The following is a 13,215-nucleotide window of genomic DNA, read 5'->3' as shown; positions in this document are numbered from 1 at the left end:
CATAATTCCGGCAGATGCAAACCAGTTGCAAAATTCCGCGTAAAAAAAAGGGGTCAGACCCTGTCGGGCCTGACCCCAGCCTTTGCTTCAGGGTGTATTTTTACGCCGCGGAGGCTTCCTTGCGCCTGCGTCCCCGCCACCACAGCAGCAAGGCCAGCAGCACCAGCACGCCGACGATGATGCCTGCGCGGGCAAGGCCGATCAGGTTCGACGGCGCGCCGCCATTGCGCAAGGTCGTCACCTGCTCGGCCGTCACCTTGATGGCGGGATTGCCGTACATCCGCTGCACATAATTGCCGAGGGTGACGATCTGCTCGTCCGACAAGGTCTGGCGAAACGCAGGCATCAGGTGGCCGGCATGGCTACCCTTGCCATCCTGCCGTTCCACGCCATCGAGTATCGCCATCACCAGGTTGTTGCTGTTGCCGCGGCCCGTCGCCGAATTGTGGAACAGCGGCGGCAAGCTGCCGTCGAAACTGCCCTCGCCCTTCGCCTGGTGGCAGCTGGCGCACTGCGCATCGTACAGCTGCGCACCCGACATCGTGTTCAGGTTTTGCGGCAGCGGCACGCCACGGATGCTGCTCAACTCGTCGCCAGCCTGGCCCCATTGCGTCACCGGTTTCACGTCCGCCTTGTCGCGGATGGCAGGCACGCTCTTGATGTAGTGCGCGATGGCGTTCAAGTCCGCGTCGCTCAGGTGCTTGAGGCTATAGTCGATGGCTTCGGCCATCGGTCCGGCCGCCTGCCCTCGGTGCGCGGCGCGGCCCGTGCGCAGGTAGCCGGCCAGTTCCTGCTGGCTCCAGCTACCCACGCCGCTGTTGACGTCCGACGTGATGTTCGGCGCATACCAGGTGCCCAGGTCGGCCCCGCCCAGCTCCTTCGACAGCTGCTCGGCCATCAGCGCGTTGCGCGGCGTGTGGCACGTGGTGCAGTGGGCCAGGCCTTGCGCCAGGTAGGCGCCACGGTTCCACTCCATGCTTTTCGACGTATCGGCCACGAACGGTTTTTTATCGAGGAAGAGCAGGTTCCAGCCCGCCATCGACAAACGGATATTGAACGGGAACGGCAAGTCCGTCTTTTGCGCCGGCGCCGTGTCCACTGCCGCCACGCCATGCATGAAGTAGGCGTACAGGGCGGCCGTGTCGTCATCCGTTACCTTGGCGTAGGCCGTGTAGGGCATGGCCGGGTACAGATTGGCGCCGTCGGCCCGCACGCCGTGGCGCACGGCGGCGGAAAACTGCGCCAGCGTGTAGTTGCCGATGCCATGCGTTGTCGACGGCGTGATGTTGGTGGCGACGATGGGGCCCAGCGGCGTGGCCAGGGCCAGGCCGCCCGCCATCGGCTTGCCGCCAGGCACGCTGTGGCAGGCGATGCAGTCGCCGGCCGTGGCCAGGTAGCGGCCGCGTTCGATCGATTGCACGTCCGCGCCAGGCGCTTGCGCCGCCAGCACCGGCAAGGCCAGGGACAGCAAGGCGGCGCCGGCCGCCAGTCTGAAGATCGCCATCATGCCGTGCCTCCCTGTTGCTCGTCGAGGATATGCTTGACGGTGCGCAGGGCCACGGCCAGGCCATTTTCCGTCGAATTGCAGGTGCCGGACGTGGGCAGCACACCCGTGCTGCACAGGAACAGGTTGGCGTGATCAAACGTGCGGCCCCACTGGTCGCACACGGCCTTGGCCGGGTCGGAACCCATCGACAGGGTGCCGCAGATGTGCTGGTTGTTGGCGAACACGCCTTCCTTGCTGTGGCGCAGGTTGGTGCCGCCCATCAGTTTTGCGATGCGCTCGAAATCCTGCTTCGAGCGTTCGTGGCCACGCTTCGTGTACTCGTCGATTGCGTAATGCGCCTGCGGCTTGGGAATGCCCATGGCATCTTTCTCGCTGCTGAGGGCGATGCGGTTTTCCGGATTCGGCAGCACTTCCAGCACGTTTTTCAAGCTCATTTCACGGGCCGAGCGGAAACGCAGCTGCTGTTCGAATGCATCGCCAAACACACCCTTGCCGATCAATTCCCTGGTGGCGCCATCGACTCTCGAGATGTTCGTGAAATCCAGGCGGTACGGCGAATGCCGGCTGCGGAAATCGCCATCGCGCATGGTGTTGATGGAATTGGGGCTTTGCGGCCCCCGGCCCAGCCACAGGTCTTCATCGGCGTCGAAGGTGATCGAGGTGCTCGGGTGGTCCATCAGGTTGCGGCCCACCATGTCGCTGCTGTTGGCCAGGCCGTTCGGGTATTTGTCCGAGGCGGAAACGAGCAGCAAGCGGGGGCTTTCGATGCCGTTGGCGGCCAGAATAAAGGTCTTGGCCGTGACCCGGTGGCTGTTCTTGTCGACGTCGTAGTACAGGGCGGCCGTGATGCGGCCCTGCACGTCGTGTTCCAGCTTGTAGACGTTGGCGTTGCAGACGATCTTGACGCCCGCTGCTTCCGCCTGCAGCGCGGCGATGCCGCCATGGTATTGCGCGTCGATGGGGCAGATAGGCTGGCAGCTGTTGTTGCCGCAACAGGCCGGACGACCATCGTAGCTGACACTGTTGCGCGCCACCGTGTTGCCAACCACCTTGAACGACGGGTCGAGGCGCTCGCGGATGCGGCGCATGGCGTACGGTTCCGTCACGGAGTCCATTGGGAATGGCTGCTTGCGCGGCGAACCCGTGTTCTCGGCACCCGAAACGCCCATGATCTCTTCCGCTTCCTGGTAGAACGGCTCCAGGTCTTCATAGCTGATCGGCCAGTCGACGCCCACGCCATACAGGGTATGGATGCGGAAGTCGTTAGGCACGTTGCGCCACGCTTGCGCGGCCCAGTGCCACGAAGTGCCGCCGAACTGGCGGATGTATTCGGCCGGGTATGGATACGGGCCGGCCTGCACCAGGTGACCGTTGTCTTTCGGCTGGTAGATCGGGTGCGGTGCCGTGGCCACCGATGGATACGGCGACATCCAGTCGCTGCGGCGCGTCGTGTTGCGGAAACGGGCGACGATTTCGCCGCGCGACACGCGCGGACCCGCTTCCAGTATCAGCACCGAGGCGCCGGCTAGCGCGAGCTTGCGCGCGGCCAGGGAACCGATGATGCCGGAGCCGATCACGAGGTAATCGGCGGAGAGTTCTTCAGCCATGATGGCTCCTTAAATTGGTTTTCTGGCCCAGCTGCCGTAGGCGCCGTAGGAATACGTGGGAGGTTTGAGCACGTCGGCGACGACGGCCGCGTTCAAGGCCTGCTCGTAGGCGACGCAGACGGCCGCCTCGCCCGTGCCGACGATGCCCAGGTACCAGGCGCTGGCGATCTGTCGCGGCAAGGCCGCCAGCGGCGACTGGGCCGGGCCCAGCGCGTCGAGCGCTTCCTGCAAGCCGGCCGCCTGCAAGCCCTGCGCATTGATCAGCGCCAGCAGCGCACGCACCTTCGCGGGGAAGGCGGCGTCTTGCGCCACCAGCGCGTCATACAGGCGCTTGGCCAGCACGGGGTCGAGCACTTGCCGCCCGATGAGCATGGCCGACACGCCGAGGAAAGCGCCCTGCTCCGCATTGGCGACCGGTTCGGCCAGCGCCCAGGGAATCAGCGCCGCGGCCGACGCCGACAGCAGGCCGGCCAGCACCATGCGGCGGCCGGGATTCAGAGGGCCGCGGCCCTCCTTATTGTGTGTAGCGTCCAATTGAAGCTCCCGTGAGTTCAGCAACCGTTCAGAAAGAATGCTTGAGACCGACCATCACCACCGTCTGCCCGCCGTTCGACGACGGCGTGCCGTTTTGCGAATCGCCGACCGAGGCGACGGCGTTGACGATCGCGCCGTCCTGCCCCAGTGTCTGGCCGCGCGCCAGCTGGCGCGCTTCGATCAGGTAGATCGCCGTCCGCTTCGACAGCGCGTAATTCTGTTCGAACGACAGTTGGCGGTAGCGCGCGCGGTCGGCGATGCCGTTGGCGTGGCTGGCGAAGGTGTCGCTGTAGCCGGCGGACAGGAACCACTGCGGCGTCAGCTGATAGCTCGAAATCAGGCCGGCCGTATTGAAGATGGCCGTGTCGCGGAAGGCCGAGCGGCTGCCCGCCTGGTATTGCACGTTGCTGGCATTGGCGCCCACCATCCACTTGCCCATGGTGTAGCGTGCGCTGGCGGCGATGAATGCTATGCTTTCCGCCGAGGCGTAGCCCTGGTTGAGGGCGGAGATACCGAAGCTGCCCGATGCGTTGTCGCTCCAGCCGGCGCCATTCTGGCCATTTTTCAGTTTCAGGTAGCCGAGCGCGAATTCGGCTGGCGACGTGCTGTACTTGACGGCGGCGCTGAAGCTGCTGCCCACGGCATTGCCGTCGGCCGCTTCGCCAAAGCCGTATTGCGCGCTGGCCTGCAAGCCGCGCCAGGCGGGCATGCTGTAGGTGACGGAATTGCTGATACGCACGGTCGTGTCGAGGCCGTCGATGTCGCCCGGGTGGGCGCCGGTCGCGCCCGTCAAGACATTGCTCGATGCCAGCGAACCCACGAGCAGGTAGTACGGCGTGTACTGGCGGCCCGCCGTCACGGTGCCGTAAGCTGTCGATTGCAAGCCCACGTAGGCCTGGCGGTTGAACAGGGAACTGGCCGAACTTTGCGCGCCCGTGTCACTTTCAAAGCCGTTTTCCAGCAGGAACAGCGCCTTCAGGTCGCCGCCCAGGTCTTCCACGCCCTGGAAACCGATCTTGCTGGCGGACAAGCTGCCGCTGCGCATATAGGTATTCGACTTGCCGCCCTGGTTGCTCGCGTACGCGGTGGCCGCGTCGACCACGCCGTAAATGGTGACATTGCTTTGGGCGCAAACGTTTGCGCCGATGAGCGTGGAGACGGCCAGCGCCGCAGCGCGCATGCATGGTATGTTCATTTTTTTCCTGACTTTCCTGTTTTATCTGGCGAAATACGGGCGTGGCGCCGCGTTGCAGTTCCCTCCCGCGAGAGGAGCGTCCGCTGTTCTTCTTGATCTGGATCAAGTGAAGCAAATTATACGATTATTTACTCACATGTAAGTGATTGACCGTGAGGCTTAGTCTTATAGCAAATCCGGCAGGCGTGACGACGCAAGCCCCGCAGCACGGGGAAAGCACAGGGACAGGCATGGGAAAAGCAGCGGCGGCGCATGCTGAAAAACACGCGCCCGATGGCCGTACGGAAAGGGAGAGATGGGAGCGGGGTTGCCGCTCAGCGCAGGATGGCGGGCGCCACCGGCAGGGTTTCAAGGGCAATAAACGCTTCCAGGGCGCGGCGCATGTCTTCAAACACCTGCTTGCCGTACGCCGCTTCCAGATGCGCATATTGCAGGTCGATCAGCTTACCCATCTGCATCAGCAAACTGGCGCCCGCTTCGGACAGGTGCACCTTGCGGCGGCGCTGGTCGCCTTCGAACTTGCTGCGTCCGATCAGGCCGATCTCTTCCATGCGCGCCAGGATGCCGCTCATGCTGGGGCTCGAAATCTGGCAGATCTCGCACAGCTCGCGCGGTTCCAGGGTCGGGCTTTCATTCAGCGCGCGCATGATGCGCCACTGCTGCTCCGTCACGCCGAAGTGATTGAGGATGGGGCGGAAATGCTGGAGCAGGCTGTCGCGGGCCTTCAGCAGCAGTTGCGGCATGTTCGGATAACGGATCGGTAGCTGCAAGTGGAACTCCTGGGTGGGCCAGCACAATGAGCGTCATTATACGACTGGCCCGCGGACAATAGCGGCAAAATTCCCCTTCCCTGCCGCTCCCGTGCCATGGCGTCAGCTTTTGGTTTTTCTCTGCTCGGGGATGAAGTGTTCGCGCACGGCCTTGGCCAGCAAGTCCGGCGGCAGCAAGCCCTGCCCCAGCAGGAAGTTGTTGAACGCCAGGCGGTCGAATTTCTCGCCCAGCGCCAGCTCCGTTTCCGCGCGCAGCTGCAGGATGCGCGTATAGCCATAGAAATAGCTGCCCGCCTGGCCCGGCATGTTGAAGGTGTAGCGGTCCAGCTCCTGGCGCGCCATCGGTTTCGACAGCATCACTTCATCCGTCAGGATGCGCCCCGCTTCCTCGCGCGTGACCTGCCCCAGGTTCAGCATCGGGTCGAGCATGGCGCGCGCCGCGCGCAGCATGCGGAACTGCAGCGCGATGAACTGGCCTTCGGCCGGCTCGTACGGGATCATCTCCGCTTCCGCGTACAGCGCCCAGCCTTCGACGTTGACGCTGTTGAACGCGTACAGGCTGCGCGCCTGCGATACGCCCCGCTCCACCATCGCGCTGAACTGCAGCTCGTGGCCGGGACGGCCTTCGTGCGCGCTCAGGGTCCAGGCGGCGCCCGCGAAATTGAAATCGTCATACGCTTCGCCCTTGCCGCTGGCGGCCGGATTGCTGACGGGGAGGACGAACTGGCCGTGCTCGCCCGTATTGCCGATCAGCGGAGGCGGACGCATATGCGGCGCCGGCTGGGCCGCCGATTCTGCGGCGGAGGCCAGGCGCATGGTCATGGCGCGCGCAGGAATATCGACCACGCGCTGCCGGGCGATGCGCTGTTCCAGCTGCGTATTGACACCCTTGTAGTGCGCTTCGAGCTGCTCATTGGGGATGGAATCGGACTTCAGCGCGCGCATCACCTGGCGGTAGTCCGTGCCGTCGACGCCCTTCAAGGCTAGCCTGGCCGCCACCACGGGCGCCAGCGCCTGCATGGCGGCGCGCGTCTCCAGGTAGGCCACCTGCGCCCGTTCGACCAGCGCGCGCGGCTCGATGTCGATGCCCACCTGTTTCAGGCGGAATGCATACAGCTCGGGCGCCATGCGGAAATCCGTGCGCGACAGAGGCAGCACCACCTGCTTTTCCCATGCCGCATACTCGTTCAGCTGCTGCTCCATGGCCGCCAGTGCGCTTTCTGCCCCCGTGATCTTCATGTCGGCGAACAGCTTGCGGATGCCGGCGATATACGTCGGTACGTTTTCCAGCGACTGTTCCACCTGCAGGCGCACGGGGCCCGCCAGGCCAGGCTGGCCGATCTTTTCCGTGAAGCGCGCCTTGGCCTGCTGCGTGATCGGCGTGCTGCCCGGGAACTGGCCCACGTAGCGCTGCAGGCGCTCGAGCGCCTTGGCGCGGCGCGCGGCCGGGCGCTGCTCCTGCAGCAGGCTTTGCATGCTGCCAAAGACCATTTGCGGCACATCGACCCACGGCAGGGTGTACTTGGCTTCCAGCTGCGTGCCCATGATCTCCTGGTCGACGGCGCCGATCAGGATTTCCAGGTCCTGGCGTATGCGCTCGTCGCGTTCCAGTTCCAGCTTTTGCTGCAATTGCGCGCGCGCCTTCTGCATGGCCGCCACGTGGCGCTCGGTGATGTTCGGCCCGAGGTCGGCGGCCTGGCCGTCGTACTGGGCCAGGCCCGTGTCGGAGGCGTCTTCGGGCGAAAACTGCGCCTGCGCCGCCAGCACGATGGCCGCATTGCGGTTGCTCGCTTCAACCCAGGCCGATGAAGCGCCGACAGTGGCAGGGACGGCGGCCATGGCGGGCATGGCCAGCGCGCTTGCAAGTGCGGCTACCAGCACGGTCTTGCACAATTGCGGAGTGACGGACATCGGGGGATTCCTTCCTGAGGTGAACGATGAGCGAAGCGGCGAGTATCGGCCAGCCCCGGGTAACTGTCAATTCACCCCGTTCAGCGCGGGCAGGTTCCATGGCGTGACGATCTGGATCGCGGACAAGGGCGGCACCTGCGCCAGGGCCGGCAGCGCGCCCTGCGCCCGCAGTATCTCTTGGCAGGCGCGGCGCATGTCCTGGCCCAGGTCATGGTGCAGCACGGCCTGGATGGCGCCCGACTTGAGCAGCGCCACGTTGTCCGCATCGAGGTCGTGGCCGATGAAGACCTGACACGGCCGGCCCGCCTGCGCGAATGCCTGCACGATGGCGGCATTGCCGCCGCCGATCGAATACACGGCGGCGATGCCTGGATGCGTAGCCAGTGCTTCACGCACCAGCGCCCCCGTGGCGCCGTCGATACCGTGGCCTTCGCTCACTTCGACGATGGATAAATGCCGGTGCCGTTCGCGCAGCGCGCGGCGAAAGCCGATCTCGCGCTCTTCCTCGCCATGAAAACGGTTGCTGCTCAGGGTGACCAGCACTTGCTGTTTCCTGGGCCGCTGGCCCGCACCCAGCCACTGGCCGATCAGGCAGGCGGCCGTCTCGCCCGCCGCGCGGTTATCCATGCCCACGTAGCCGCGGCGTGCGGAAGCTGGCAAGTCCGTCACCAGAGTCACCACGGGAATGCCGGCCGCCGCCAGCCGGCTCACCGCCTCGGCCACCGGCGGCAAGTCCGGCGCCTTCAGCAGCACGCCGTGGCTGCCGTTCTTGCGGATGCGTTCCAGCTGGTCGACGATGCCGTCCACTTCCAGGGTTTCATGCAGGTGAAAGCGCGAACGCAGCACGGCCGGATGCAGCGACGGCAGTTCCGCTTCCAGCGCGGCGCGCACGGCGTCCGTAAAGCGGCGCGGCGCCACCATCAGCATGTCGAGCATGAACTTCCTGCCGGCCAGGCCCACCTGCGTGCTTTGCCTCGCCAGTTCATCGAGCGCCTGCATCACGCGTCGCACCGTATTGGCGTGTACGCCCCCGCGCTGCTTGATCACGCGGTCGACTGTCGCCACGCTGACGCCGGCCTGCAGCGCCACGACCTTGACGGGAAACGGATGCGTCATGCCATGTCCATGGTAATTGATCGTTTATTGATGGTTTTTTGATGGATTTCCTGATAAAAAATGCGGATTTTCATCCCTATACTGATTCTACAACGTAAAACTCAGGAGACACCGCATGATCACCCAAGACGCCGCGCCGCCCGCCCCCTTCTGGCTGTCGCAGCAAGATTGCCAGCTCGATGATTTCATCCGCACCGTCAGCCAATGCACGGCGCTGGCCGACTATCCGCACGCCGTTGCGGTGGACGACAATATCCTCGTCTACGATTGCGACAGAGTCCGTGCACTGGCCACCAGTACCGCGTCGCTGCGCGCGCTGCAGGCAGAATGGGGCAAGGCGCTGATGGATGGCCCCGGCGTCATCGTGTTCCGGCGCGCCGTCGACGACACGGCGACCCTGGAACAGGTCAGCGGCGTGTTTCGCGCGCTGATCGCCGAACAGCACGCGAGCGGCCAGGCGGGCGGCGACCATTTCGCCAAACCGGGCGCGAATGACCGCATCTGGAACGCCCAGCAAAAACTGTGTCTGCGCGCGCCCGAAGCGTTCGCGCGCTATTACGCCAATCCCGTGTTTGCGTGGATCGCCGAGGCGTGGCTGGGACCCGCCTACCAGATGACGGCACAAGTCAACGTCGTCAACCCGGGCGGCGCGGCCCAGGCGCCGCACCGCGACTATCACCTGGGCTTCCAGAGCGCCGCCGCCTGCACCGCCTACCCGGCGCCCGTGCACCAGATGTCTGCCCTCTTGACCTTGCAGGGGGCCGTCGCCCACTGCGACATGCCGGTCGAATCCGGTCCCACCCTGTACCTGCCGTATTCGCAGCGCTACCAGGCCGGTTTCCTCGCCTGGCAGCAACCGCCCTTCCGCGATTATTTCGCCCGGCATTGCGTGCAGCTGCCGCTGTCCCGAGGCGACGCCGTCTTCTTCAACCCCGCCCTGTTCCATGCGGCGGGCCATAACCGTTCGTCCGACATCCGCCGCATGGCCAACCTGCTGCAGGTGTCGTCGCCGTTCGGGCGCGCGATGGAAGCGCTGGACCGCCGCGCCATGAGCGCCGCGCTGTATCCGGCGCTGCAGGCACTGCGCGACCAGGGCGCGCTGTCCGGCGAGGGCGTACGCCATGCGGTTGCCGCCTGCGCCGAAGGCTATGCCTTCCCCAGCAACCTCGATCGCGACCAGCCCATAGGCGGCATGGCACCGCCCACGCAGCAGCAGCTCATGCACGAAGCGCTGGCACAGGACTGGCCCGCCGCCCGCTTCCTCGACGCCCTGGACAGCCATGCCTGGCGCCAGCAAGCTTGATCCCCTATCGCGACATCCTCGGAGACTCCCTATGCAAGACATCAACATCGGCCTGATCGGCGCCGGCTACATGGGCAAGGCCCACACCATCGCCTACAAGGCCGTGCGCGGCATTTTTCCCACGGCCTTGAACCCCGTATGCGAGTGCATCAGCACCAGCAGTGCGGAAGGCGCGGCCCGCAGCGCGCAGGAACTGGGCTGGAACCGCTCCACGGGCGACTGGCGCACGCTGGTCAATGATCGCGCCATCGACGCCATCATCGTCGCCACGCCGCCGGCCACGCACAAGGACATCGTGCTGGCCGCGCTAGCCCTGGGCAAACCCGTGTTCTGCGAAAAGCCACTGGGCATGACGGCCGCGGAATCCCTGCAGCTGGCGCAGGCGGCCGAAGCGGCGGGCGTGGCCAACATGGTCGGCTACAACTACATCCGGACGCCGGCCAGCCAGCTGGCGCGACAGATCATCGAATCGGGCGAAATCGGCGAGATCATCCACGTCGCCGCCGAACACGTGGAAGACTATCTGCACGACCCGCGCGCGCCTGCCTCGTGGCGCACGCGCGAGGCGACGGCCACCAGGGCAGGTGCGCTGGCCGACGTGGGCTCGCACCTGCTCAACCTGGCCCTGCGCCTGGGCGGCCCCGTCGACTCGCTGGTGGCGGACATGAATACCGTGCACGCGCAACGGCAAGGGCCGGCTGGCATGGAAGCGGTGGAGAATGACGACCAGGGAAATGTGATGCTGCGCTTTGCCAGCGGCGCGCTGGGCGCCCTGACCTTCAGCCGCGTGGCGGCCGGACGCAAGATGGGTTACACCTACCGCATCACGGGGACGAAAGGCGCCCTCGCCTTCGACCAAGAAGACCAGAATGCATTATGGCTGTACGACGCCGGCCGCCCCGCGCAGCGCCAGGGTTTCCAGCGCCTGCTGATGGGCCCCGCCCACCCCGACTACCTGGCGTTCAGCCAGGGCGCCGGGCACGGCACCGGCTACAACGAGCAAATCGTCATTGAAGCGCGCGACTTTCTGCAGGCCATCGCCAGCGGCCAGCCGGTCTGGCCCACCTTCCGCGACGGCTACGAGGTGGACCGGCTGATAGCCGCCGCGCTGCGCTCCGCCAAAGAGCGCAGCTGGATTTCCCTGCGTTGAACGGCGTTTAGTAGGCCAGGCCGTAACCGAACTTGTACAGCGGACGGGCCGTGTCATACGGAACGTCCGATTTCTGCACCTGCACTTCGGCCATCGACGATGGCAGTTCGAACGGCAGCTTGCCTTGCGGCTTGGCCTTGCCCGTCAGGACATCGAACAGCGCGCCGTCGCTCACGCCGAAGTTGGCGAGGATGGCGCTGGCCTTGTCCTGCACGTTGCCGAGGATGGCCGGGCGGTCCAGGTACACGGTGACCACCGTCTTCGGCGCGAATTTTGCCGCGTTCTTGATCGCCTCGTAGTCGGCATTGCCGTCCACGTAATCGAGGCGGCCCTCGTGCTGCATGCTGCCGAAGATGTAGTTCGGGTGCAGGATTTCATACGGCGCGGCCACGCGCAGCAGGGCCACGTCCGCTTCCTGCGGCGTGGCGACCACCGTGTAGCCATACTGCCTGGCCACGGCCGCATCGATGCCGTACAGGTAGACCTTCTTGACGGTGGCCGCCAGCGGCAAGACCTTGTCCTTGTTTTCCAGCAGGACCAGCGAGCGGCGCTGCGCGTCCAGGCCAGCCTCGATGAAGTCCGCCTTGCCCACCGTGGTGGCCGCATTGGCCGCATCGACGAACGGATGCTCGAACAGGCCCTGCTTGAATTTCTGGATCAGGATGCGCCGCGCCGACGCGTTGATGCGCGCTTCCGTCAGCTGGCCACGCTGCACGGCTTGCGTCAGGTACGGCGCTTCCGTCACGCCGCCAAACTGGTCCATCCCCGCCGTCACGGCCTTCACGTAGCGCTCGGCCTTGGTGGCGTCTTCCATGCCCCACGGCGTGCCGAAGCCCATGAAGGAAGGCGCGACGCCAGGCGCCGTGCCGTTGCGGCAGTTGGCGTCGCAGTCGGAGGTGATGCCCCAGTCGGACAGGATCACGCCTTCGAAGCCGTATTTGCCGCGCAGCAGATCCGTCAGCATGGTCTTGCTGAAGCCGGCCGCCACCTGTTCCAGGGTGATGCCGTCGATCGTGATATTGCCGTCCGGCAGAGCGTAGGTCGGCATGACGGAAGCCGCCTTGGCCGTGAAGGCGCCTTCGAACGGTTTCACGTGGTATGCGAAGTTGTTGCCCGGATAGGTCATGTAGCGGCCATAGTAATTGTGGCCGTCGTAACCCTCTTTCGTGGCGCCGTAGCCGACCCAGTGCTTGACGACGGCCACCACGCTGCCGTCATGCAGGCCCGTGTTCCCGTCCTGGAAGCCCTCGATATAGTGCTGCACCATGCGCTTGGCCAGGTCCGCGTCTTCGCCAAAAGTGCCGTTGATGCGCGACCAGCGCGGCTCGGTGGCCAGATCGGCCTGCGGCGACAGCGCCTGCGTGATGCCGACGGCCAGGTATTCCTGGCGCGCGATGTCGCCAAAGCGGCGTACCAGCGCATCGTCGCCGATGGCGGCCAGGCCCAGGGTTTCAGGCCATTGCGAGAAGCCCTTGGTGCCGGCGCTGGCGCCCACCGTGTATTGGAAATGGTGGCGCGGGTCCGTGCTGATGGACACCGGGATGCCGTGGCGCGACGTTTCGCTCAGGGCCTGCACCTTGTTGTACTGGGCCGCCATATTGGCCGAATCGCCCGCCATGCGCGTAATGAAGGTGTTGACGTACTGCTTGACGATCAGGTCTTGCAGGGCCGTCAAATCGTACGCACCGCCCTGGCCGATGCCGGTGGGGTCGGCCACGGTGGGCGCCGTACCGTGCATCATCAGCCCCGCTTTTTCATCGAGGCTCATGTGCGACAGCAGATCGTCGGCGCGCACCTCGGCCGGCAGGCGCCAGTCTTCGTATCGATCGATCTTGCCGTTGCGGTTCATATCCTTGAAGGCATAGCCGTCGACCTGGATCTGGCTGTAGGTGGTGGCGCCGAACACGGGCTGCTTGTATTCCACGCTGCCGTTATTGCCGCAGGCGGCCAGGGCAAGCGTGGCGACGCAGCCGGCGACCAGGCGGGCCATCGGTTTCAAAGTGCAATTCATCATTATCTCCAAGACTGTTTTTGTAGGTATCAAGGCGCGGCAGCAAGGCCGGCCGAAAACAATATAGCGTGAGAATGCGTGAGTTTCTTGACCGCGCAGCACGCGTTTTAT

The 13,215-nt window shown here is 65.2% G+C and carries 10 protein-coding genes; 2 read left to right on the top strand and 8 right to left on the bottom strand.

Annotated elements, in window-relative coordinates:
- Positions 1-100 precede the first annotated feature (100 nt).
- The 7 genes from SKZ59_RS08995 to SKZ59_RS08965 all read right to left on the bottom strand — a co-directional run bounded on the left by SKZ59_RS08995 (position 101) and on the right by SKZ59_RS08965 (position 8,640).
- Complete coding sequence (locus SKZ59_RS08995) at positions 101-1,507, bottom strand: cytochrome c (RefSeq protein ID WP_319991452.1); 1,407 nt, start codon at positions 1,505-1,507, stop codon at positions 101-103.
- The gene (locus SKZ59_RS08990; RefSeq protein WP_319991451.1) at positions 1,504-3,114 is read right to left on the bottom strand and encodes a GMC family oxidoreductase; all 1,611 of its coding nucleotides are present in this window, start codon (positions 3,112-3,114) and stop codon (positions 1,504-1,506) included. Before SKZ59_RS08990 ends, SKZ59_RS08995 begins: the two co-directional genes overlap by 4 nt.
- A 9-nt stretch (positions 3,115-3,123) precedes the next feature.
- A complete protein-coding gene (locus tag SKZ59_RS08985) occupies positions 3,124-3,648 on the bottom strand; it encodes a sorbitol dehydrogenase family protein (protein WP_254671538.1) in 525 nt (174 codons plus the stop codon).
- 28 nt (positions 3,649-3,676) lie between these two features.
- Positions 3,677-4,843 carry a porin gene (locus SKZ59_RS08980; protein ID WP_319991450.1) on the bottom strand — a complete coding sequence of 389 codons (1,167 nt, stop codon included), beginning with the start codon at positions 4,841-4,843 and terminating at the stop codon, positions 3,677-3,679.
- 314 nt (positions 4,844-5,157) lie between these two features.
- A complete protein-coding gene (gene hpaR, locus SKZ59_RS08975) occupies positions 5,158-5,613 on the bottom strand; it encodes a homoprotocatechuate degradation operon regulator HpaR (protein WP_223278727.1) in 456 nt (151 codons plus the stop codon).
- A gap of 102 nt (positions 5,614-5,715) precedes the next feature.
- Positions 5,716-7,524, bottom strand: coding sequence for a DUF885 domain-containing protein (locus tag SKZ59_RS08970; RefSeq protein WP_319991449.1), 1,809 nt, complete (start codon positions 7,522-7,524; stop codon positions 5,716-5,718).
- Positions 7,525-7,590: 66 nt separating this feature from the next.
- Positions 7,591-8,640: a LacI family DNA-binding transcriptional regulator gene (locus SKZ59_RS08965; RefSeq protein ID WP_319991448.1), complete on the bottom strand. Its 1,050-nt coding sequence runs from the start codon at positions 8,638-8,640 to the stop codon at positions 7,591-7,593.
- A 115-nt stretch (positions 8,641-8,755) separates the two neighbouring features.
- Here SKZ59_RS08965 and SKZ59_RS08960 point away from each other — a divergent pair, with 115 nt between their 5' ends.
- Together SKZ59_RS08960 and SKZ59_RS08955 are read left to right on the top strand one after the other, a co-directional pair.
- Positions 8,756-9,943, top strand: coding sequence for a phytanoyl-CoA dioxygenase family protein (locus SKZ59_RS08960; RefSeq protein WP_319991447.1), 1,188 nt, complete (start codon positions 8,756-8,758; stop codon positions 9,941-9,943).
- A 31-nt stretch (positions 9,944-9,974) separates the two neighbouring features.
- Positions 9,975-11,093, top strand: a complete 1,119-nt coding sequence (locus tag SKZ59_RS08955; RefSeq protein WP_319991446.1) for a Gfo/Idh/MocA family oxidoreductase — start codon at positions 9,975-9,977, stop codon at positions 11,091-11,093.
- A gap of 7 nt (positions 11,094-11,100) precedes the next feature.
- Here SKZ59_RS08955 and SKZ59_RS08950 read toward each other — a convergent pair whose 3' ends face one another.
- Positions 11,101-13,107, bottom strand: a complete 2,007-nt coding sequence (locus SKZ59_RS08950; protein ID WP_319991445.1) for a glycoside hydrolase family 3 protein — start codon at positions 13,105-13,107, stop codon at positions 11,101-11,103.
- Positions 13,108-13,215: the final 108 nt, after the last annotated feature.

The sequence above is a fragment of the Janthinobacterium sp. GMG2 genome, from assembly GCF_033949445.1.
GTDB lineage: Bacteria > Pseudomonadota > Gammaproteobacteria > Burkholderiales > Burkholderiaceae_D > Janthinobacterium > Janthinobacterium aestuarii.
Note: the sequence above shows the minus strand (reverse complement) of the source record. Positions and strands in the feature narration are given on the sequence as shown.

What these genes read in the sequence shown, in the direction of transcription:
- SKZ59_RS08995 (WP_319991452.1), bottom strand. Translation starts at nt 1,507, where the DNA reads ATGATGGCGATCTTCAGACTGGCGGCCGGCGCCGCCTTGCTGTCCCTG.
- SKZ59_RS08990 (WP_319991451.1), bottom strand. Translation starts at nt 3,114, where the DNA reads ATGGCTGAAGAACTCTCCGCCGATTACCTCGTGATCGGCTCCGGCATC.
- SKZ59_RS08980 (WP_319991450.1), bottom strand. Translation starts at nt 4,843, where the DNA reads ATGAACATACCATGCATGCGCGCTGCGGCGCTGGCCGTCTCCACGCTC.
- SKZ59_RS08970 (WP_319991449.1), bottom strand. Translation starts at nt 7,524, where the DNA reads ATGTCCGTCACTCCGCAATTGTGCAAGACCGTGCTGGTAGCCGCACTT.
- SKZ59_RS08965 (WP_319991448.1), bottom strand. Translation starts at nt 8,640, where the DNA reads ATGACGCATCCGTTTCCCGTCAAGGTCGTGGCGCTGCAGGCCGGCGTC.
- SKZ59_RS08960 (WP_319991447.1), top strand. Translation starts at nt 8,756, where the DNA reads ATGATCACCCAAGACGCCGCGCCGCCCGCCCCCTTCTGGCTGTCGCAG.
- SKZ59_RS08955 (WP_319991446.1), top strand. Translation starts at nt 9,975, where the DNA reads ATGCAAGACATCAACATCGGCCTGATCGGCGCCGGCTACATGGGCAAG.
- SKZ59_RS08950 (WP_319991445.1), bottom strand. Translation starts at nt 13,107, where the DNA reads ATGATGAATTGCACTTTGAAACCGATGGCCCGCCTGGTCGCCGGCTGC.